At 70.7% G+C, this 20189-nt stretch carries 24 protein-coding genes and 2 pseudogenes; 15 read left to right on the top strand and 11 right to left on the bottom strand.

Annotated features, from left to right (window positions below):
- Positions 1-11: 11 nt before the first annotated feature.
- A pseudogene (locus ACFYZA_RS05045) lies at positions 12-272 on the bottom strand (aldo/keto reductase); the annotation flags it as partial.
- 2 nt (positions 273-274) lie between these two features.
- Here ACFYZA_RS05045 and ACFYZA_RS05040 point away from each other — a divergent pair.
- Positions 275-427: pseudogene (locus tag ACFYZA_RS05040) on the top strand (transcriptional regulator); the annotation flags it as partial.
- Between the two features lie 110 nt (positions 428-537).
- On the opposite strand, the gene ACFYZA_RS05035 reads toward ACFYZA_RS05040, so the two are convergent.
- Positions 538-1044, bottom strand: coding sequence for a CGNR zinc finger domain-containing protein (locus ACFYZA_RS05035; protein ID WP_388487283.1), 507 nt, complete (start codon positions 1042-1044; stop codon positions 538-540).
- Between the two features lie 108 nt (positions 1045-1152).
- On the opposite strand from ACFYZA_RS05035, the gene ACFYZA_RS05030 reads away from it, so the two are divergent.
- Positions 1153-2046, top strand: coding sequence for an alpha/beta fold hydrolase (locus ACFYZA_RS05030; protein WP_388487281.1), 894 nt, complete (start codon positions 1153-1155; stop codon positions 2044-2046).
- Between the two features lie 160 nt (positions 2047-2206).
- Here the strand turns inward: ACFYZA_RS05030 and ACFYZA_RS05025 are convergent, their stop codons facing one another.
- Positions 2207-2692 carry a DUF1992 domain-containing protein gene (locus ACFYZA_RS05025; protein ID WP_388487279.1) on the bottom strand — a complete coding sequence of 162 codons (486 nt, stop codon included), beginning with the start codon at positions 2690-2692 and terminating at the stop codon, positions 2207-2209.
- 180 nt (positions 2693-2872) lie between these two features.
- Here ACFYZA_RS05025 and ACFYZA_RS05020 point away from each other — a divergent pair, with 180 nt between their 5' ends.
- The 6 genes from ACFYZA_RS05020 (at position 2873) to ACFYZA_RS04995 (ending at position 7899) form a co-directional block, all read left to right on the top strand.
- The gene (locus tag ACFYZA_RS05020) at positions 2873-3862 is read left to right on the top strand and encodes a L,D-transpeptidase (RefSeq protein ID WP_388487277.1); all 990 of its coding nucleotides are present in this window, start codon (positions 2873-2875) and stop codon (positions 3860-3862) included.
- A 153-nt stretch (positions 3863-4015) separates the two neighbouring features.
- A complete protein-coding gene (locus tag ACFYZA_RS05015; RefSeq protein ID WP_388487275.1) occupies positions 4016-4522 on the top strand; it encodes a SigE family RNA polymerase sigma factor in 507 nt (168 codons plus the stop codon).
- Positions 4515-5207 carry a L,D-transpeptidase gene (locus ACFYZA_RS05010; RefSeq protein ID WP_388487273.1) on the top strand — a complete coding sequence of 231 codons (693 nt, stop codon included), beginning with the start codon at positions 4515-4517 and terminating at the stop codon, positions 5205-5207. The genes ACFYZA_RS05015 and ACFYZA_RS05010 overlap by 8 nt, the downstream gene beginning before the upstream one ends.
- A gap of 158 nt (positions 5208-5365) precedes the next feature.
- Positions 5366-5758, top strand: a complete 393-nt coding sequence (locus ACFYZA_RS05005) for a nuclear transport factor 2 family protein (protein WP_388487271.1) — start codon at positions 5366-5368, stop codon at positions 5756-5758.
- A gap of 79 nt (positions 5759-5837) precedes the next feature.
- Positions 5838-7049, top strand: coding sequence for an alpha/beta hydrolase family protein (locus ACFYZA_RS05000; RefSeq protein WP_388487269.1), 1212 nt, complete (start codon positions 5838-5840; stop codon positions 7047-7049).
- A 238-nt stretch (positions 7050-7287) separates the two neighbouring features.
- Entirely contained in the window at positions 7288-7899 is a 612-nt protein-coding gene (locus ACFYZA_RS04995) for an endonuclease (protein ID WP_388487266.1), read from the top strand.
- Between the two features lie 33 nt (positions 7900-7932).
- Here ACFYZA_RS04995 and ACFYZA_RS04990 read toward each other — a convergent pair whose 3' ends face one another.
- From ACFYZA_RS04990 to ACFYZA_RS04965, 6 genes are all read right to left on the bottom strand, one after another.
- Positions 7933-8415 (bottom strand): DUF5709 domain-containing protein, encoded by a 483-nt coding sequence (locus ACFYZA_RS04990; RefSeq protein WP_388487264.1) that lies wholly within the window; start codon positions 8413-8415, stop codon positions 7933-7935.
- A 121-nt stretch (positions 8416-8536) separates the two neighbouring features.
- Positions 8537-8983, bottom strand: a complete 447-nt coding sequence (locus ACFYZA_RS04985) for a PRC-barrel domain-containing protein (protein WP_388487261.1) — start codon at positions 8981-8983, stop codon at positions 8537-8539.
- A gap of 448 nt (positions 8984-9431) precedes the next feature.
- Complete coding sequence (locus ACFYZA_RS04980) at positions 9432-9593, bottom strand: hydrophobic protein (RefSeq protein ID WP_382588107.1); 162 nt, start codon at positions 9591-9593, stop codon at positions 9432-9434.
- A gap of 146 nt (positions 9594-9739) precedes the next feature.
- Positions 9740-10819, bottom strand: a complete 1080-nt coding sequence (locus ACFYZA_RS04975) for a sensor histidine kinase (protein ID WP_388487259.1) — start codon at positions 10817-10819, stop codon at positions 9740-9742.
- Positions 10812-11567, bottom strand: a complete 756-nt coding sequence (locus ACFYZA_RS04970) for a response regulator transcription factor (RefSeq protein WP_388487256.1) — start codon at positions 11565-11567, stop codon at positions 10812-10814. The genes ACFYZA_RS04975 and ACFYZA_RS04970 overlap by 8 nt, the downstream gene beginning before the upstream one ends.
- Positions 11568-11637: 70 nt before the next feature.
- Positions 11638-12342: a VanZ family protein gene (locus tag ACFYZA_RS04965; RefSeq protein ID WP_388487253.1), complete on the bottom strand. Its 705-nt coding sequence runs from the start codon at positions 12340-12342 to the stop codon at positions 11638-11640.
- A 293-nt stretch (positions 12343-12635) separates the two neighbouring features.
- Between ACFYZA_RS04965 and ACFYZA_RS04960 the strand changes: the two genes are divergently transcribed.
- Complete coding sequence (locus ACFYZA_RS04960) at positions 12636-14180, top strand: AMP-binding protein (protein WP_382588101.1); 1545 nt, start codon at positions 12636-12638, stop codon at positions 14178-14180.
- Positions 14181-14291: 111 nt separating this feature from the next.
- Here the strand turns inward: ACFYZA_RS04960 and ACFYZA_RS04955 are convergent, their stop codons facing one another.
- Positions 14292-14672: a PRC-barrel domain-containing protein gene (locus ACFYZA_RS04955; RefSeq protein ID WP_382588098.1), complete on the bottom strand. Its 381-nt coding sequence runs from the start codon at positions 14670-14672 to the stop codon at positions 14292-14294.
- Between the two features lie 356 nt (positions 14673-15028).
- Here ACFYZA_RS04955 and ACFYZA_RS04950 point away from each other — a divergent pair, with 356 nt between their 5' ends.
- The 6 genes from ACFYZA_RS04950 (at position 15029) to ACFYZA_RS04925 (ending at position 19540) form a co-directional block, all read left to right on the top strand.
- On the top strand, positions 15029-15277 hold the full coding sequence (locus tag ACFYZA_RS04950) for a DUF5133 domain-containing protein (RefSeq protein WP_388487250.1): 249 nt from the start codon (positions 15029-15031) through the stop codon (positions 15275-15277).
- Positions 15278-15569: 292 nt separating this feature from the next.
- A complete protein-coding gene (locus ACFYZA_RS04945; protein WP_388487248.1) occupies positions 15570-16619 on the top strand; it encodes an acyl-CoA dehydrogenase family protein in 1050 nt (349 codons plus the stop codon).
- Positions 16616-17398 (top strand): PIG-L deacetylase family protein, encoded by a 783-nt coding sequence (locus ACFYZA_RS04940; RefSeq protein WP_388487246.1) that lies wholly within the window; start codon positions 16616-16618, stop codon positions 17396-17398. Before ACFYZA_RS04945 ends, ACFYZA_RS04940 begins: the two co-directional genes overlap by 4 nt.
- Entirely contained in the window at positions 17395-18012 is a 618-nt protein-coding gene (locus tag ACFYZA_RS04935; RefSeq protein WP_388487244.1) for a class I SAM-dependent methyltransferase, read from the top strand. Before ACFYZA_RS04940 ends, ACFYZA_RS04935 begins: the two co-directional genes overlap by 4 nt.
- Positions 18009-18746: a glycosyltransferase gene (locus ACFYZA_RS04930; protein ID WP_388487241.1), complete on the top strand. Its 738-nt coding sequence runs from the start codon at positions 18009-18011 to the stop codon at positions 18744-18746. The genes ACFYZA_RS04935 and ACFYZA_RS04930 overlap by 4 nt, the downstream gene beginning before the upstream one ends.
- Before the next feature lie 245 nt (positions 18747-18991).
- Positions 18992-19540 carry a DUF1062 domain-containing protein gene (locus ACFYZA_RS04925; protein WP_382588319.1) on the top strand — a complete coding sequence of 183 codons (549 nt, stop codon included), beginning with the start codon at positions 18992-18994 and terminating at the stop codon, positions 19538-19540.
- Between the two features lie 51 nt (positions 19541-19591).
- On the opposite strand, the gene ACFYZA_RS04920 is transcribed toward ACFYZA_RS04925, so the two are convergent.
- Positions 19592-20056: a Ser-Thr-rich GPI-anchored membrane family protein gene (locus ACFYZA_RS04920; RefSeq protein WP_382588086.1), complete on the bottom strand. Its 465-nt coding sequence runs from the start codon at positions 20054-20056 to the stop codon at positions 19592-19594.
- Between the last annotated feature and the right edge of the window lie 133 nt (positions 20057-20189).

Below are 20189 nucleotides of genomic sequence, written 5' to 3'. Positions count from 1 at the left end.
AGGCGCGGGCTTCAGGCGTCCAGGCGGCGCGTGGCGAGCCAGGTGACCATCTCGGGGTCGCGGTGGTCGAAGAACAGTGAGCTGCCGGTGTCGAGGGTGGCGATCCGGGCCAGCTGTTCCTCGGTGAGCCGGAAGTCGAGGACGTCGAAGTTCTCCGCCATGCGCTCGGCGCGCACCGACTTGGGGATGGCCACGACGCCGCGCTGGGTCAGCCAGCGCAGCACGATCTGGGCGACCGTCCTGCCGTGCTCCTGGCCGATCTCGGCCAGGAGGGCACCTGCGGGACCTCGCCGCCCGAGCCGCGCGCTACGCGCCAGACCCGCCGCCCGCACCCAGCCGTGCCGTACGCCCCCACCTCAGGCCGCTGCTCGACTCACTGCGCCCCAACCCGGCCTGCGTCATCAGCCGCAGCTTCGACGTGTCGGCACCCCGCGCACGCGCCCGAGGCGACCACCCTTTTCGGAGTCGGGGATTGCCGACCGGCCGTAAGCAGGCGCCTCATGGCTCAGCGCGCGACCCCCGTGTGAGGGTTGCGCGCTAATCGGGTCGGTGGGTTTCCCTTGTCCTGGCTTGGTGTCGGCGCGCCTTGAGCCGGTTTCCGCAGGTCTTCATGGAGCACCATCGCGCGGTGTTGGCACGGCTGCGGTCCAGGAGGAAGAGGCGGCATTCAGGGTTTTCGCAGGGCCGCAGACGGCCGGGCATGCGCTCTTTGACGTCCGCCCACGCGAGAACCAGTTCCACCGCGAGCCGGCGCTCCGGCGCCACGTCCAGGTGCCAGACGATGCCTGCCGCGCTGGGCTCCGGCGTCCTGCGAGCACCGGCCAGCACGCGACGCAGACGGGACTCCGCCGCCGCGCCCGACTCCACCGCCTGGAGCGCGTCCCGGGCACTGCGAAGCCACCGGCGCTCCTCTTCGCCGCCATGACCGCCGTGCTTCCGCGCCCACCCGTCCACGTCATGGTCCGCGCGCCACAGATCCTGGCCTTGGCCATCCACGACAGGAGTGCTGTTCAGCGCCTCCATCAGGGCCTGGTCGTCCAGCACGGCCTCCACCTTCCCCACTAACTCCATCAAGTCGATTGACAGGTTACTCCTCCAGGCGTCTACTGGACATGCACAGGTAACCGCCATAGGTGACTGAAGGGGTTAGTCATGGTTGAGATCCGGCACCACTACGCGACCGTGGATGGACATCGCGTCTTCTACCGCGAGGCAGGTTCCCGCGAAGCACCCACCCTCCTCCTCCTGCACGGGTTCCCCACCAGCTCACGCATGTTCCGCCGGCTCATTCCGGAGCTGGCCGACCGGTTCCACGTCATCGCGCCGGACCACCTCGGGTTCGGCAACTCCGATGCCCCGTCCGTCGACGCGTTCACGTACACCTTCGACTCGCTCACCGACATCACCGAGGCCCTGCTGGCCCAGCTCGGTGTCAGCCGGTACGCCGTGTACGTCCAGGACTACGGCGCGCCCATCGGCTGGCGCCTCGCGCTGCGGAACCCGGAGGCGATCACCGCGGTGGTCACGCAGAACGGCAATGCCTACGAGGACGGCTTCGTACCGGATTTCTGGAAGCCCGTGCGGGCCTACTGGGAGAACCCGGGCCCCGACACCGAGCCCGCCGTCCTTGGCGCCCTCTCACTCGACGCGATCCGCTGGCAGTACCTCAACGGAGTGGACCGGCCCGAGCTGGTCGACCCCGACACCTGGGCCGCCGACCACCGCGAGGTGAGCCGACCGGGCAACGACCGCGTACAGCTCGCACTGTTCGGCGACTACGCCACCAACCCGCCTCTCTACCCGCAGGTGCACGCCTACTTCCGCGAACGCCAGGTGCCGCTCCTCGCGGTCTGGGGCGCGGGCGACGAAATCTTCGGCCCGGCCGGAGCACGCGCCTTCTCAAGGGACCTGCCGGACGCGGAAGTTCACCTCGTTCCCGGCGGCGGCCACTTCCTCCTGGAGAGTCATCTCGACACCGTGGCCGGGTACATGCGGGGGTTCCTGAGCACCCATGTCCCCACTCCCTCGGAAAAGCCTTCGGTTTGAGAGGGAGCGCGGGCCGGGAGGATGAGACCCATGGCGGCTCCGTCCACCGTCGCGAGGGCCCGGACCTCCCGCTGTGTACGGCCGTCATGCCCGACAACGACGGCGTGGTGCGGGCGCGTTGGCGACCCGCACCGGAAGCGGGCTGACACCCCTCGGCCCCCTAGGAGCCGGAAGGCGTGCCGGACTTGTGGGAGGTCTTGCGCAGGCGGCTGAGCCAGGAGCCTTTTGGCGCCGGCAAGTCATCGGTGGGGCGTGGCTCTCGGGCGCTCTGGCCGCGGGCCTCGCGCCACTCGCGCAGGAACGCGTCGATGTCGATCGCCGCGCGGCCCAACGGCGGCCCCGGCGGCGGCATCCGCAGATTGGCCGCGATCTTCTCGTTGACCGGCTCCAGGATGGCCCGCACCCGGCGCTCCGAGGGGGCGGCGGCCGCCTCCGCCAACGCGTCCTCGGCCTCCTTCCGCAGGCCGAGCGAGCCGGAGGCCACCACGGAGAGACCCTCTTGGGTCATCTTCCGCTTCATCCACCACAGCTCGTCGTACGGCGCCCGTTCGTCGGGCAGGGGCTCACCGATGCCAGGAAGGCGGGTGAAATCGCCGCGCTCCTCCGCCTCCCGGATCTGCCGATCGACCCAGGACTCAAAACTCATCCCCGAAGGCTTGCGTTGAGTCATGAAGCCATTTTCTCACGGGCCGGATTCAGCGCGCGGGCCCCTCACCTTGCGCCAGTCGGCGGCCGCGGGCGTCCCGAGAAAGTTCCGACTCGATGCAACCCGGCACCGAACTCGTGCGTATAGGAGGCGATACCGCACTTCACCTGGGGGAACCTCATGCACCTGGACCGTTCGAACGCCCGGACCGCCGGCCGTCTCGGCGCCGCCGTCACGGCCTCTGTCGCCCTGCTCTCGGCCGTCGGGTGCTCGGCCGGACAGGGCGCCGGCGTTGCGGCTGCCGCCGGCCCAGCCGATGTCCGGGCCTCGGCGCCCGTCCAGGCCAAGGCGGACCAGGCATCCGACGACCGTCCTGCCGCGTCCGCACCGGAGCCCGCCGCGCTCGCGGGGGCGCAGGTCCACATATCCGACGGCCAGACCGTCGGCGTGGGCATGCCGATCTCCGTCACCTTCCCCCGGCCCGTTCCCGTCACGGAGCGCAAAGCCGTGGAGGGCGGGCTGCGCGTCCAGACCTCGTCCGGCACGACCGGCGCCTGGAGCTGGGTGAAGGACCAGAACCTTCTGGACGGGCAGCGGGTCGACTTCCGGCCGAGCACCACGTACTGGTCCCCCGGAACCAAGGTCACTCTTCACCTCGGCTCGCACGGCGTCCGCCGGTTCAGCATCGGCCGGTCGCTGATCGCCACGGTCGACACCAGCACGCACACGATGACCGTCAACACCGAGGGGAAGACCCGGCGCATCCCCATCACCGCCGGACGTCCGGGCCTCGACACGTGGAACGGGACGATGGTCGTCATGGACAAGGCACCCAAGGTGCACATGGACTCCCGCACGGTGGGCCTCGGCGACGCGTACAACGGCGACTACTACTGGGCCGTGCACCTGACGACGTCAGGTACGTATGTGCACCAGAACGAGCGGGCCGACACCGAGGCCGGGCACCGCAACGTCACTCATGGCTGCGTCGGCCTCGCCACCGACGGCACGGCCAAGAGCTTCTACGACGAGGTTCAGGTCGGTGACGTCATCACCGTCACCGGAACCGACAAGGCCGTCGTCGCGACCGGAAACGGCTACGGCGACTGGAACCTGACGTGGGCGAAGTGGCTCTCACACAGCGCGGCCGGAGTGACGACGACCGCCTGACCACGGCAGCCAGGTGACCGCGGCCGCGTGCCCCTGATCAAGCGGCCACCGCTTGATCATCACCGGCCTCCGTCCCAGGCCCTTCCCCGCACGACTTCACCATCGCACCGACGACACCACGCGCCCCGCGCCGTAAGAAGAGAGCACGACAGGGTGACCGAGGACGAGTTCGACCTCTTCTACACGGCTGCCTACCCACGTCTGGTCGGCCAGCTGTACGCCCTGACGGGCGACCACGCCGAGGCCCAGGACGTGGTGCAGGAGGCGTTCGTACGCGCCTGGGACCGGCGTTCGTCCGTCCTGACCGGCGAGCAGGCTCCGGAGGCGTGGATCCGCACCGTGGCCCATCGGCTCGCGATGAGCCGTTGGCGGCGGACACGTCGCTGGTGGGAGCTGGTCCGGGACGGGCACACGGCCCAGGCCGCGCCCGAACCCAGCCCCGATCACGTGGCCCTGGTCTGCGCTCTGCGGCGGCTGCCCGAGGCCCAGCGGACCGCCATCGTGCTGCACCACCTGTGCGATCTGAGCGTGGAGCAGATAGCCGCCGAGACCGGTACGGCCCTCGGCACCGTCAAGGCCCGCCTGTCACGCGGCCGTTCGGCGCTCGCCGCCCATCTGGCGAGCGAGGAACCCCACCCGACGGAGGAAACCCGTGTCTGATCAGCCGTCACCCCCCGCACTGACCGGGGCGGAGCTGACCGCAAGGCTCCACGGCCTGGCCGAGCACGCCGCGATGCCGGCCCCCAACTCGGGTTCAGGGGTGCGGAGCCGGGCCGTACGGCGTCGTCGCGGTCGACACCTTCTGCTTTCCGGAGGCGCGCTGGCCGCAGCGACCCTCGCCGTCCTCACCTCCGGAGCCCTCGATCCCCATGCGGCACCGGCAACACCCGCAACTCCCGCTTCTCCCAAGCCTGTTCAGCAGGTGACGGTCGATCTGGACGCCCACACCCTGACCATCCAGGGCCGGACCGTGCCCATCGCCTCGCCGAACCCGCACTGCCCGATCGGCGAGACGGCGGTGACGGTCACCGGTAAGTACCCCGTCGCGAACATCCCTCCCGGCAAGCAGGACATCGGGCGCTGGGGCCCCCGGAGGTGGGCGGTCACCTTCACCGGTCGCGACCACCAGCAGCGGCTGCTGCTGTTCGCCCTGGACGCGGCCGATCCGCCCTCCGTCGGCAAGGACCTCATCCTCGGCGCCATCGCCCTCACCCCCGATTCCGGCAAGTGGGTGTACGACGCCATCAGGCTCGGGGCGCAGGTACGGATCGAGGGCCACCAGTCCGAGCGCACGCTCTCGGACTCCGCGTGCATCGACCGCCAACCGGTGTCCGTCGCCCGCTGACGCCGGATCCGAAGCCGAAGCCGACGCCGACGCCGGCCGACCGGTACGGCCATCGATCCCATCGCGTGCGCGACGCACGCATCCAGTGCTACAGTTAAGCGAAGCGTGCGTGGAGCACGCATCTTCGCTCCCTAATGCTCGCCCCGAAAGGAACTCCCATGAACCGCACCGGCATCGAGGCCGCCCTCAACGACCTGCTCTTCAACCGCGACATCACGCTGGACGAGGCCGCCGACCGGCACTTCGCCCCCGACTACCGCCAGCGCACGGACGGCGAGTGGGCCGACCGCGCCGAGTTCCTCGACCACATCGGCCACCTGCGCGGCATCGTCGCCGACGGCCGTGTCGACGTGCACGAGGAGCTGTACGAGGGCGACAAGTACGCCGACCGTCACACGTGCCACATCACCAAGACCGACGGCACCACGGTCGCCATGGAGGTCTACGTCTTCGCCAACCTCGCCGCCGACGGCCGCTTCCGCCGCATCGAAGAGACCACCCTCATGCTCCAGGGCTCCGACGCCGACCGCGGCCTCGGCAGCGCACGCTGACCACCACCCGCCGAACACCCACGACGCCGCAAGACGTCGAGCACTCCGTGTACGCCTCCCCGAGCGGAAAGGCCTTCCCATGAAGCCGCTGCTGTTCCCCGAGAACCCCCAGTTCTGGTACGAGACCCTGCGCTCGATGAGCCACATCGCCTACGGCGGAGCCGACTTCGGCGAGGTGGTCTCCACGAGCGAGCGCATCAAGGAAGGCGACTACGACAGCTGGCACGACGAGTGGCTGGCCACCGCCGACCGCGTGGCCGCCGAGGCCCAGCGCGCCCTGGACGCGGGCCACCGGGTCAGCGCCCGGGACGGGTTCCTGCGGGCGTCCAACTACTACCGCTCGGCCGAGTTCTTCCTGCACGGCAACCCGTGCGACCCCCGCCACGACCACGCCTACGACCGCAGCGTGGCCTGCTTCCAGTCGGCGGCGGCACTGTTCACCCCCACCATCGAACCGGTTCGCATCCCCTACGAGGACACCACCCTGCCGGGATACCTCTACCGGGCCGACACCTCCGGTGAGCCGCGGCCGACGATCATCATGCACAACGGGTTCGACGGCACCGCCGAGGAGATGCACTTCTCCGGGGCGATGGCCGGCGTCGAGCGCGGCTACACCGTGCTGGTCTTCGACGGGCCCGGGCAGCCGGGGCCCCGCCACCACGAGGGCCTGGTCTTCCGTCCCGACTGGGAGAACGTCATCGGGCCCGTCGTCGACTTCGCCGAGAACCTGCCGGAGGTCGACAACAGCCGCATCGCGCTGCTCGGCGCCAGCATGGGCGGCGTACTCGCCCCGAGGGCCGCCGCCTTCGAACACCGACTGGCCGCGCTCGTGACGATCGACGGTGTGTACGACCTCGGCGCGACAACGACCCGGTTCGTCCCCGGTGACCGCGCCGAGGCCGAGCGCCGCCTGCGCGCGGACTCCGACCCCCAACTCGACGCGCACTTGGCCCAGTTGATGACCGAGAACGCGACCTCCCGATGGGCGATGAACCACGGGATGTACGTCATGGGCGTGGACACCCCGCGAGCTTTCAGCGCCTCCTACCTCGACTATCACGTCCGTGACGGCATCGCGGAGCTGATCCAGTGCCCCACGCTCGTGTGCGATGCCGCCGAGGACGAGTTCTTCAAGGGACAGCCCCAGGATCTCTACGACCACCTGACCTGCCCCAAGACCCTGATGCTTTTCACCCCCGAGGAAGGCGCCGGCGCCCACTGCCACCCCGGCGCGATGCGCACCGCCATGGCCCGCATCCACAACTGGCTCGACGACACCCTCGCGTAGCCCGGGGCCGCCGTGGTCATCAACCCGCCTTCCCGCAGGGGGAGTTCGAGTGGTGTCAGAGGATGATCCCGCAGCTGCGGACCGCGTCGAACACGAACGGGTGCGGTACTCCCCCGAACGGGTCCATGTGGTCGGGCAGCCGGCCCCACGGGCGTGGCGCGATGACGTGGCGGGCAAGGGATGGCAGGCGACGTAAGTCGCGGCCCGCCTGCCCGCACACCCTTCGAGCGAGGCTCCGATGAACACCGAGGACACCCTGGCCGAGCTGCTGCGCGAGCACGGCCGCAGCTATGCCGACGAAGCCGGGATCACCCTGCGCGACAAGCCGTCGCCGCTCTACCGGCTACTGGTGCTCGCCGTGTTGTGCTCGACGCGGATCAAGGCGGACATCGCGACCGATGCCGCACGCGAACTGTTCCGATCCCGGCTGCGCACCCCCAGAACCATGGCGGCCACGGACTGGCAGACGATCGTGGACGCGCTCGGCAGGGCCCACTACCGCCGCTACGACGAGAGCACCGCCACGGCCTTGCTGGAAGGGGCCGAACTGATCCTGCGGCGCTGGCGAGGTGACCTGCGCCGACTGCGGGACGAGGCGGACGGAGACGCGGAGCGGGTGCGCGAACTGCTCCAAGAAGTCCCGCGGATCGGCCCTGTCGGGGCCGGCATCTTCTGCCGCGAGGCGCAGGGGATCTGGCCCGAACTCCGCCCGTTCTTCGACGAACGGGCCCTGGAGTCCGCTTCCGAGCTCGGCCTGCCTTCCACCGCCAAGGGGCTGGCACGGCTCGTCCCGCCGGACGAGCTGCCACGACTGGCCTCGGCGCTGGTCCGCTCGGGCCTGAAGCACTGAGCGGAAACCGGTGCGCCGCCAGGCGCCCCTGCCTCAGGGGCGATCGTCCTCGGGCCAGGCGCTTTCGGCGTCGTCGATCAGATGCACCGCTGCCTCCTCGGCCGAGGCGCCCGCGCCGTCGATGCCCATGTCCGATGCGAGCATGTCCTTCTCGGCGTCCTCATGGGCTCCCTCGTCGGGGGCGACGAGCCGCCCCGCCCGCTCGTCGCCCACCTCGGCGTCGGCGAGCTCTTCGTCCTCGTCCGCCAAGTCGAGTTCGGGCAAGGCGAGTTCGGGGTCGGGTACCTCCTCCGCGAGCCGCTGGTCGAGGCTCTCGCCGTCGTGCTGCTCCTGCGCGGTGGTGCCGGCGTGGTTCACGGCCAGCGGCCGCTCGGGCGGGGACCAGCCCTCGTCGTACGGGTCGGCTCCCCGGTCGTTCAGCGTGTCCTCGGGGTCCAGGATGCCGGTGTCCTCCACGACCTCGTCCCCGCCGTCCGGCTGGTAGACGTCGTCGCCCCGCCCGTCGTTGGCTGCCATCAGACACCCTCCTTCTTCATCCGCGACTCTGCGCCGCTCCGCCTCCACGGCCCGTGAACGGCCCGCGACCCCGCCTCCGTGCGCGGGGCCCGTGCGGAACGCCTGTCCACCTTCGTCCAGTTCACACCCGTCCCACCTTCCGCAACCGCGCCCGGGCCGCCTCCCGGCTCTCGGTGCCGTCCGGCAGCGGCTCGGACGGGGCTGCGGGACGTGTCGCCGGCCCGGATCCGGGGGTGACCGCGCCGCGGCCGTCGGCGCCGTAGTGGTGGTACAGCTCGCGTTCCTCGTCGGCCGTCAAGTGCTGGTGCACATCGTGCCGGGGCGCGTCCTTCACCACGCTCTTCGCGTGCGCGATGTGCAGGGCGTTGCCCTCGCGGCGAGCCCCGGCCAGCGGCACGACGGACTCCTCGGTCCCGAACAGACCGGTCTTCACGGTGACCCACTCGGGACGCCCCACGGAGTCGTCGACGTAGACCTGCTCGACGCCGCCAACCCGCTCACCCTCCGGGTCGTAGGCCACCAGGCCCTTCAGGTCATCGGGGCGGTGGAAGCTGTGACCCTTGCCCATGCGGCTCACTCCTCGCTCGTGGTGCCCCTTGGCCGAAGGCGCGCGCTCGCGAGGCCGGGGCGTTCATTCCAACACCGCCCCATCGGGGCCGCTCGGGCAACTTGAGCCACGACCGGGCGGGCCGCTCCGGGCTCGCCCTGGGGGGCCGTGCCTCTGCTTCCGCGAGGCATTCACACGGGCTGGGCCGAACGGGGAACGGGATCGCGAAAGCAGCGGCACAGAAAGCAACTCCGCCAAGGGCAGCGACAAGGACCGGAGCGGCTGCCGTTGCCTGTGGAGGCAACCGGTTCCCGACTGCGGCACCGGCAACCACCCCGGCATCCGGACGCGTACCCGGATATGCGGGAGTTGCACCTGCGGATTCCCCTGCCGATCACGATGGTGGCCGGGCACGACTGTGGGGCCCGCACTTTTTCGGCACGGGCCCCACAGCTACGCGATAGACGCTCTACCAGCGATACCAGCGGCCGCTTCCACCCTTCGGGCGGGCGACGAAACCGATGAGCCAGAGCACCAGCACCACGATCGCGATCCACCAGAGGATCTTCACCGCGAAACCGGCGCCGAAAAGAATCAGCGCGAGCAGAAGAACGAGAAGCAGGGGAACCATGATTATCAACCTCCAGAGCTTCGTGTGCCCTTCACCCGCAGTGCCATGCGCGCCCATTTGATATTTCTTTTATCCCCGCAGGTAGTGCGTCGAAAAAGGCTCGATGATGAGCGATGGAGGGACCGGCTCGCCAACGGGAGCCGTTTCTACGGGGTGCTGGGCAGCCGGACCGTGACGACGAGACCGCCCGAAGGGCCCGCCGCGAGGTCGAGGGTTCCCTCGTGGGCACGGACGATGCTGTGCACGATGGCCAGGCCCAGGCCTACGCCGGCGTGTTCGCCGGTCCGTACCCGTTCCGCTCCGCGCTGGAAGGGCTCGGTGAGGGTCGGCAGCAGTTCCGGTGGGAGCGGGCGGCCCGTGTTCTCGACCCGCAGCACGCTCATGTCGCCCCGCGCCTCGGTGCGGACCGTCACGGTGCCGTCGGCGGGGAGGTTGTGGACGATGGCGTTCTGGACGAGGTTCGTCACCATCCGCAGCAGCAGCTCGGCGGAACCGTGGGTCCGGGCCGCGTCACCGGTGACGTCGAGTGTGGTGCGGCGCTGTTCGGCGAGGGGAAGCAGGGTCTCGGCCGCTTCTTCGGCGACGAGGGAGAGATCGACGACGTCGTGGGTGAAGTTTCCGCGGTCGCCGCGGCTGAGCAGCAGCAGGGCCTCGGTCAGCTCGATCGCCCGCGTATTGACGGCGTGCAGACGCTCGATGATCTCGCCCCGGTCGCGCTCCGGGTCCGTGCGGGCGACGTCCAGGAGGGCCCGCGAGATCGCCAGCGGGGTGCGCAGTTCGTGGGAGGCGTTCGCCGCGAACCTCTGCTGCTCGGCGACGTGGGATTCGAGCTGTTCGAGCATCGAGTCGAAGGCGTCGGAGAGCTCACGGAATTCGTCCTGGTGGCCCGTCATACGGATGCGGTGGGACAGCGATCCGTTCCCGGCCAGCCGTGCCGCGTCCCTGATCCGGGTGAGCGGCGCGAGCATCCGGCCGGCGAGGATCCAGCCTCCCAGGAGCCCGAACACGAGCAGGCACGCCATTGCCACGGCTGCGGCGGGGACGAACGTGCGCACCAAGAGGTAGCGGTTGGGTGCGATGCCGAGAAGCCCGCGCGAGTTGTCGGGTACGTACCGCAGCAGATACACCCACACCACGGCCATCAGGAGGGCGCCCGCGATGAGCAGGAATCCGGCATAGCTGAGGGTGAGTTCCAGTCGGGCGCTGAGGCCTCGGCGTCTAGGCATGCTTACTGCCGTGTTCGCCTGCGTCCCCGCCGGTCCTGGTGACGCCCGCGCCGGGCTCGGCGCCGCCCCCGTCGGCGCCGGGGGCGGTACCGGTGTCGATGCGGTAGCCGACGCCGGGCACCGTCGCGATGATCCATGGTGCGCCGAGCCGTTTGCGCAGTGCGGAGACGGTGATGCGTACGGCGTTGGTGAGGGGGTCCGCGTTCTCGTCCCAGGCCCGCTCTAGGAGCTCCTCGGCGCTGACGACTCCGCCCTCGGCGGCGGCCAGGACTTCGAGCACGGCGAACTGCTTCCGGGTCAGCGCGACATAGCGTCCGTCGCGGAAGACTTCGCGGCGGAAGGGGTCGACCCGCAGGCCCGCGATCTCGCGGACCGGGGGCCGGGCGTACGCGCGTCTACGGTCGAGCGCTCTCAGGCGCAGGACGAGCTCCCGCATCTCGAAGGGTTTGGTGAGGTAGTCGTCGACGCCGAGCCCGAAAGCGGAGGCCTTGTCGTCGATCCGGTCGGCTGCGGTGAGCATGAGGATCGGGAGGCCGCTGCCGGAGGCGACGATGCGCCGGGCGACCTCGTCGCCGGAAGGGCCGGGGATGTCGCGGTCGAGGACGGCGAGGTCGTAGGAGTTGATGCCGAGCAGTTCCAGGGCGGTGTCTCCGTCGCCCGCGATGTCGGCGGCGATCGCCTCGAGCCGCAGGCCGTCACGGACGGCTTCCGCCAGGTAGGGCTCGTCCTCCACGATCAGTACGCGCATGGGCGAAGCCTAAGCAGCGCGACATATCGCCGCCGTATGCAAAGGCGCGCCGGCGCACGGGGGGTGCGGATCAGGCCGCCGTGACCGGCGCGGGGCGGGCCCTGTCCGCGGGGGCGTGTGCCGTAGTGCGCCACCAGCGGCGCGACGCCACTGCGGCCAGCGCGGCGCCAACAGCGTTGACCAGTACGTCGTCCACGGAGGAGACCCGGTCGAGCCGGAAGACGTACTGCGCGGTCTCGACCAGGGCCGAGCAGCCCGCCCCGAGGGCCAGGACCCGAGGCACGGACGCGAGCGCCGCGAACCGCATCGGAGCGAAGAACCCCAGCGCCGCGAAGACCAGCAGATTGCCGATGATCCCGAGCGCCCCCATCGTGACGAGGTCCCGCAGCGGTACCAGGCTCAGCCGGCCGGGGACCAGGCCGGCCGCGGCGCCCGGCATCAGCGTCAGCCAGAGGAACGGCACCGTTCCGTGGACCATGCCGACCTCGGCCAGCGACTTCCGGCAGGCCCATGGCCCGTCGGCCGCACGCCGACGGCTCGCCAGGGCCCACGCCACCACGGCGGACACCGGCACCGCGACCAACGTCATGAGCACGACGCCGTTGAACGTGTCGTAGCAGCCGTGCCACCGCCCGGCCATGCACGTCGGGGCGGACATCATGAGCGGCCGCCGCAGGACGTAGGCGCCGCCCGCTACGCCGAGGACGGCGAGGCAGAGAAGCACGATGCCGCGGCTGCGGTGGGGCGGTGCTGCCCGGGACGCGTTGTGGTTCATGACCTCATTGGAGCCGGGAGGCCGTTGCTGGGGCGTATGCGGTTTTCGATACGCCCGCGATACGCGGAGTGCGTCCCCAACAGCGTCCCGACCACGTCCCGGCCGCGACTGCTCCAAACGGGGCTTCAGACCACTCAAATCCAGTCATCCGGCCCCAGTTGGAGATGTTGATCTAGAGAAGTTACGCTAGCTTTGGTTGCCTGTAGCAACCATATTGCCAAGTGACATCACCGATGCGTGACCGCCGCGCGGCCCCCGACCGCCGCGCGGCCCTCAGGAGGAACCACCCCGCCATGTCATCAGCCCCCCACGCCTTCCGCACCTATGTGGCGGAGAACCTCGACGCCCTGCAGAGCGACCCGGGACGCGAAGTCCTCGTGCACCAGGAACGGAGGGTCACCGCAGGCGAGTTCCGCGATCTCGTCCACCGCCTGGCCCGGGCGCTGCGCGCCCACGGCATCGACCGCGGGCAGACGGTCACGCTGCTGTGCGGCAACCTCCCGGAGACCATCGCCGTGCGCTACGCGGCCCATCTGATCGGCTGCCGGGTCAATCACCTCTACAACAAGCTTTCGGCCGAATCGCAGGTCGCCATCGTCCGCGATGTCGAGACGCGCGCCCTGATCGTCGATCCCCGCTACCTGGAGCGGGCCGTCGAAATCACCGAGGCGACCCCTATACCGGCCGTCCTCGTGCTCGGTCCCGCGAAGGTGGGCGCGGACCTCCTGGAGTCGGCGGCCGAGCAGTCCGCCGAGCCGCTCGCGGGCAACGCGCGGCCGGACGACGTGTGCACGATCCGCCACACCGGTGGCACGACCGGCCATCCCAAGGGCATCTGCACCACCCATGAGCAGGTGCAGGCGTTCCGGGGATCGGTCGTCGACCCCGAGGAGGAGGCACCCCGGCTGCTGGTGTGCACCACCCTCGCGCACGCCGCCGGGATGATCACGGACTCCGTGCTCCGCGGCGGCGGCTCCGTCGTCCTCCTTGAGGAGTTCGACCCCGCCGCCGTGCTCGACGCCATCGAGCGGCATCGCATCAGCCACCTCTTCCTGCTGCCACCGCTGCTGTACCAGCTGATGGACCACCCGGACTCGGCCGTGCGCGACACCTCCTCGCTGCGCAGCATCTCCTACGGCGGCTGCCAGTCCTCCCCCACGCGGATAGCCGACGCCATCCGGCGGTTCGGCCCGGTACTGGTCCAGTTCTACGGCCAGAACGAGGCCGGCGGCATCAGCCTGCTCATGCCCGAGGACCACGACCCGCAGCGTCCGGACCGACTGCGGTCCGCCGGAAAGGTGCTGCCCCAGGTCGAGGTGGCCATTCGCGACGAGAGCGGCCGCGACCTCCCGGCGGGTGAGCACGGCGAGATCTGCGTACGCTCCGCCATGCTCATGAAGGAGTACTGGAAGCAGCCCGAGCTGACCGCCGAGGTGCTGCGGGACGGGTGGCTGCACACCGGCGACATCGGATTCCTCGACGGCGAGGGCTACTTGACGGTCGTCGACCGGATCAAGGACATGATCGTGGTGGTCGGCGGCCATGTGTACACCACCGAGCTGGAGGACCTGCTCAACTCGCACCCGCAGGTGCTGCAGAGCGCCGTGTTCGGCGTCCGCGACGCCGACCGCATGGAGCGGGTGCACGCCGCGGTCGTTCCCGTGCCCGGCAGCGGAATCGACGCGCGGCAGCTGCGCGACCTGGTACGTGAGGAGCGCGGGGCGATGTACGAACCGGCTGATATCACCTTCGTGGACGCGCTGCCGCTGACCGACGCCGGCAAGCCCGACAAGAAGGAGCTCCGCCGGAAGGCCGAGCGCGAACACGGCGCGGCCTGACGCGAGGCCGTAACCGAGCGGCCGGGGCGACCGCCCCGGGCTCCGTCACGGCGTACGCGACGCAGCCCCCGGCGGGAGAGCCGGGGGCTGCGAGGGGATCAACCTGTCGGATCAGAACGCGCGGCCGCCGAAGGGGCCGCCCAGAGGGGCGCCGGCCCCGTAGTAGGTGCCCAGCTCCGCCCGGTAGGCGGGATCGCCGAGGTGCTTGTCCCGGTGGAATTCGGGGGCGTCCTTGATTTGGTCCTTGGTCCGGTCGACGAAGACCTTCTGCTCGTCGTGATCGATCCGGACGACCGTGCTCGCGGGCAGGAGCACCTCCTTGCCGAAGATCCACACGCCGGTGTCCACCACCAGATAGGCGTCCGTGGCCTCGTCGGAGTGCTTGTCGACCTTGCCGATGCTCCCGTCGGTGGCCTCGACCTTGTAGCCGGTCAGATCCGCACCCGCCAGGTAACCCGCGGTCGGCTTGTAGCTCCACACCTGCTCAGTCACGCGAGAACAACTCCTTCGGTGCTCGGAGAGCGGAGAACGCGGCAGAGGTGACGAGCAATTGCCCCTCCTCCGCCCGCCTCCCATTCCGTGCGTCATTCATGTCCCGTGTCCGGCGGATCTTGCGTTCCGCCTGGAATCCGAGTGCCCCGCATACCTTTTCCCATTCGCCCCGCAGCGCCCCGTCCGCAGTGGCACCTTCGCCGGCTCACGAACACCATGAACTGACGAACACTCCCGCACCCAGCCTCCACCCCCGCACGTGAATGTTTCCGCGACTCCGGCCGGAATGAGTGCGCATGCGGGCGGGGCGAGGGGGAATGCGGTGGTCATAAGCCAAGACGAGAGGCCCTGCTGCGATGCTCGAACCTCACCCCAAGACCCTGCGGAACCTCCTCGCACGCTATGCGGAGGCACGTATCGCCCACGCTCACAACGGTGACCCGAGCGCCGCCAGGGACCTGGAGGACGTCGCCTACACGCTGTGCGTGCTGACCGCGACGGCCTGCGTGGAGGACGCGATCGTGGTCGCGGACACGCTTCTCGCGACGGCTCGCGACAGCCGCGCCGTCGGTACGGACCAGGCCGAGACGGACCTCGCGGCGTAACGCGCGCGGCGCCGGTTCGGCCAGGCCGCCGACCGGTTGGTTCTCCGTCTCCGTTCGAGTCGCCGGCGTCTCCGTCCGAGTCGGCGGCCATGCCCGGCCGCCACCCGCTGAAGAGCACATGTCGCGGGCCTCGGCGTGCCCACACGGGCATCGGCGCGCGCCCGGACAGCGGCACGCCCCCTGGAGTCGGCGGTGTCTCCAGGCAGCAGGCCGGGGAGAAGGCCCGCCTCATGCGAGGCCCGCCGGTTTGCAGCACAGTAGGGAAGAACCGCCAACCAGGAGGTATGCGCCGATGTCCGGTGGTTTGTCGCCCTCAGCCGCACTCGGCGCCCTCGCGGTGCCGTCCGGGGACTCCGCCGAAGGGCCACTTCTCGACTCGGCCCGGCACGAAGCCGCCCAGGTCTTCGCCGGCGTAGTCGAAGAGATCTCCGCGGGGAAGACGGACTTCCCGCTGCCGGGCTCGGGCCGGACCGCACTGCGGTTCGCCGCCCTGCGCGACGTGGCAGAACGCGACCTGTGCGCGGCGCGTCTCGTCGAGGGACATGTGGACGCGGCCGCCATCCTCGTCGAACTCGGAGCCTCACCCCCGGCCCCCGGCGAGCGGTGGGGCGTGTGGGCTGCCGAGCCACCGGGCGAGGGGCTCACGGCCACGGAGACGGGTGCCGGGTGGGAGATCAGCGGGCGCAAGCAGTACTGCTCCGGTGCCCACAGCTGCACCCACGCCTTGGTCACCGCACAGACCTCGGACGGGAAGCGCCTGTTCGCCGTGGAGACGAGCGCCGCGGGCTGCCAACCCGTTCCGGGCACGTGGCAGGCGCTCGGTATGGCCGGCAGCGACACACCCGACGTCCGCTTCACGAAGGTGCCGGCCGTCCCCGTGGGACCCGTCGGCGCCTACCTTGAGCGGCCCGGCTTCCAGCACGGCGGGATCGGTGTGGCGGCGTGCTGGTACGGCGGTGCCGTCGCCGTCGCGCGTACGTTGCGGGAGGCGGCCCGGCGGCACGCCGATCCGCACACCGATGCGCATCTGGGCACCGTCGACGTCCAACTCCACGCCGGATGGGCCCTGTTGGAGCAGGCAGCCGCCGAGATCGACCGGGATCCCGAGGACGTGGCGGGCGGCGCGCGGGTACGCAGCCTCCGCGTGCGCGCGTTCGTCGAGTCCGTCTGCGCCCACGTCCTCACCCACGTGGGCCGGGCGACCGGGGCCGGCCCCCTGTGCCATGACCCAAGGCACGCCCGGAACACCGCCGACCTCTCCGTCTACATCCGTCAGCACCACGCCGAGCGGAACCTGGCCGAACTCGGCGCGCTCCTGGCGCGTCCGGAGGAGCGGCGATGAGCACTCCCCCGACGGAGGAGCAACCGGCGCAGGAGCACTTCGACAATGCCATTCAGGCGCCGGGAACCGACGAACGTCTGTGGCGGGCGTGGTCCGGCTGGAACCGGCTGCCGGGGGCGGCCCTGCCCCGGTCGGGCCGGGTGGTCGTGGTGGCCGCCCACCCCGACGACGAGGTCCTCGGCTTCGGCGGTTCCCTCGCCCTGCTCGCCGCATCGGGCGTCGACGTGACGCTGGTGATCCTCACGGACGGCGAGGGTTCCCACCCGCACAGCGGGAGCGTCACCCCCGAAGACCTCGTACGGATACGGGCGGCGGAGACCGAGGAAGCACTGTCGGAACTGGGCATCTCCCCCGCGCGGAGCGTCCGTTGGGGCATCCCGGACACTCAGGTCGCCTTGTACGAGGACCGGGTCGGCGCCCAGCTGCGTCCGCTGGTCGCCGGTGCGGACCTCGTCGTGGCCCCCTGGACGGGCGATCTGCACGGCGACCACGAGGCCGCCGGCCGGGCCGCGCTGACGGCAGCCCGCGACGCGGGGGTTCCCTGCTGGCTCTACCCCGTATGGATGTGGCACTGGGCACGGCCGGACGACCCGGCGGTCCCCTGGCACACCGCCTCGCGCATCGCCCTGCCCGACCATGCCCAGTCCCGGAAGCGTGCCGCGATCGCGCGGTACGTCAGCCAGATTGAGCCCCTGGGACCGGATCCCGAGGACGCCGCGATTCTCCCGCCGGAGGAGATCGCCCATCACACGAGGAACTGGGAGGTGGTCTTTCGATGAGCACACCGTCGTCGTACTTCGAGGACATGTACCGCGAGTCCGCCGACCCGTGGCATCTCGCCGAGCGGTGGTACGAGAGGCGCAAGTACGACCTGACGGTGGCTTCGCTGCCTCATCGGCGCTATCGGCGCGCGCTCGAACCCGCTTGCTCCGTAGGGGAGTTGACTCTGCTCCTGGCCGAACGCTGTGACGAGGTCCTGGCCTGTGACCGGGTGGCGTCGGCGGTCTCGACGGCGACTTCCCGTACCGCGCACCTGCCGCAGGTGACGGTACGTCAACTCACCCTGCCGCAGGAGTGGCCGACCGGCTCCTTCGACCTCGTCGTGCTGTCCGAGGTGCTCTACTACTTCGACCCGGACACCCTCGACGAGGTGCTGCGGCGCGCGACGGCCGCACTCGAACCCGGCGGGACCCTGGTCACCGCACACTGGAACCACCCCGTCCCCGAACACCTCTGTACCGGCGACGAGTTGGCGGGGGTGGTCGCTTCCGTACCCGGTCTGACCCTCCTGGCCGATCACCGCGAGGACGACTTCGTCCTCCAGACCTTCGGTCGCCGCTCTCCCGACGGCGCCCCTCCCCTGTCCCCCGCCGCCGCCGAGGGACTGGTATGACGTCCCGTCAGGGGCCCGCCGGCAGACCGGCGTCGGTCGCGGTCATCATCCCGGCGCACAACGAGGCACGGCTGCTCCCGGCGTCCCTCGACGCGGTCCGTACCGCCGCCGGACATCCCGGCGTCGCGGGGAGCCGGGTGCTCGTCGTGGTCGCCGCGGACAGCTGCACCGACGGCACGGCCGAGGCGGCCCGGCGGGCGGGTGCCCTCACGGTCACCGTCGACGCCCGCAGCGCGGGGGCCGCTCGGGCGGCGGCGGCACGCGCGGCGCTGGACGTGCTGGGCCACGACGACGTGTGGATCGCCTCCACCGACGCGGACAGCCTCGTACCCGCGCACTGGCTCGACTTCCAGCTCTCGCGCGCGGCACGGGGCTGGGACGCCGTCGTCGGTACGGTCGTCCTGGGCCGTCCGGCCCCGGGCTCGCGCCAACTGGCCGTGCTCCACCAGCACTTGTACGAAGCCTCCCGGCCGCCCGGAGCCCTGACGTGGCGCCACCCCCACGTCCACGGCGCCAACCTCGGCCTGACCGGCCGCTCCTACACCGAGGCAGGCGGATTCCCTCCCCTACACGTCGGCGAGGACCACGCCCTGGTGCGATCGCTCCAGCGGGCGGGCCGGCGCATCCTGCGCACGCCCGACTGCGCCGTCACCACTTCGGACCGACTCCACCCGCGCGCCCGTGGAGGATTCGGCGACTACCTCGCGCGGCTGGCCGCCGGAGAACCCGCGTGAACGGGTCGGGCTCCTCCGAAGCCCACAGTGAGGCCCGCGCAGGCACGCTGAGCGGTCCGGGAAAAACCAGTGGAACGACGCCACCACGCACCACTACCTTGCTGCCGAGCCAAGTCGTCTAGGCAAGGACGTCCCGTTGTACACCGTGTGAGACCCGCCGAACGCTGATCTGTCGCGCGTCGCGCATCCGCGCCGCGCTCCTTTTTGCTGCGGACTTCTCACACTGAAACCGGTGTACTTCTGTGCTGCTCAACAACTGGGTGGTCGCACCCACCTGCCTGCCCCTCGTCCGTCGGCGTTGTCACACGTGCGCGTCCGAACGCTTCCGGGCCGACGGGAAATTCCGCGTCAACGCCAACCACAAGGTGATCGACGCCTGGCTCCTCGTGCTCTGTACGGGCTGCGGGGAGACGGCGAAGCTCACGCTGCTGGAGCGGGTGAATGTGCGCTCCGTACGAACCGGGCTGCTGGACCGGCTGCACGGCAACGACCTCGGCCTGGCAGCCGAGTTGCTCCAGGATCCGGTGGTGCGGCACCGCAATCGCATCGCCCTCGACTGGGCCGGCGCCTGGCGTCTGGACACCAGCGGACCGGATCACCTGGACCAGGAGGTCATCGACGTCTCGGTCCGCTTCGCGGCGCGCATTCCCGTCCGCCCGGAGCGGCTCATCGCCGAAGGCTGCGGTCTCTCACGGGCCGAGGTCGCCAGGCTGATCGCGGCGGGGAACCTCGTGTCGGCGGTCCGGCTGAGCGGCAGGCTCTCCGGCGACTTCACGTTCACGCTCAAACGCTGATCCCCTCGGGGCCGAGCGGCCTGCCCGGCACTATGCGCCGGGCAGGCCGGCTCACGCCGCCCTGCACTCGCGGTAGCCGGAGGCCCGTGGCCTGGCGGGCCGTGCGCGGCCACACCCCTGGGACGGCCGCGCACCGGCGGCCGGGCCGACCACGAACGGGCTGCTGTAGGAGAGCAGTTGACCGCCTTGGGACACCTGGATCCAGTAGGTGCCCAAGGGGAGTGCGGGGACCGTGACCGTGGCGCCGCCGCACTGGGGGTCGACCTCCGTGGCCAACTCGGCGACGGCGCCCTGCCATTGATCGGCGGTGACGAGCTTCAGACTCACCGGACGCGGATTCCGGCCGAGCTGGTGGAGGCGCCACAGGACCTTGCGACGAGTGCCGCAGGGCCAGGCCGTGGCGCTGCCCGGCGTCAGTACGTGCAGGGGCTCGGGTTCGGGGTTCCAGTCGGGCAGGCGGCTGGGGGTTGTGGCCAGCTCCCAGGCCCGGTCGAGCCCGTGACGGGTGGGTGCCATGATGCTCCCTCCTTCCGGCGGCCGGCCGTGCCGGACCGGTCGCCCGCGTCCTCTTCCCATGCTCCTGCCCGACATTCCGCGAGAACAACGGGCCCATCGGCCCCCGTCCCGTGACTTTGGTCCCGTACGCCAC

It is taken from the genome of Streptomyces sp. NPDC001828 (genome assembly GCF_042892175.1).
GTDB lineage: Bacteria > Actinomycetota > Actinomycetes > Streptomycetales > Streptomycetaceae > Streptomyces.
This window is presented reverse-complemented; position numbering and strand designations above follow the sequence as displayed.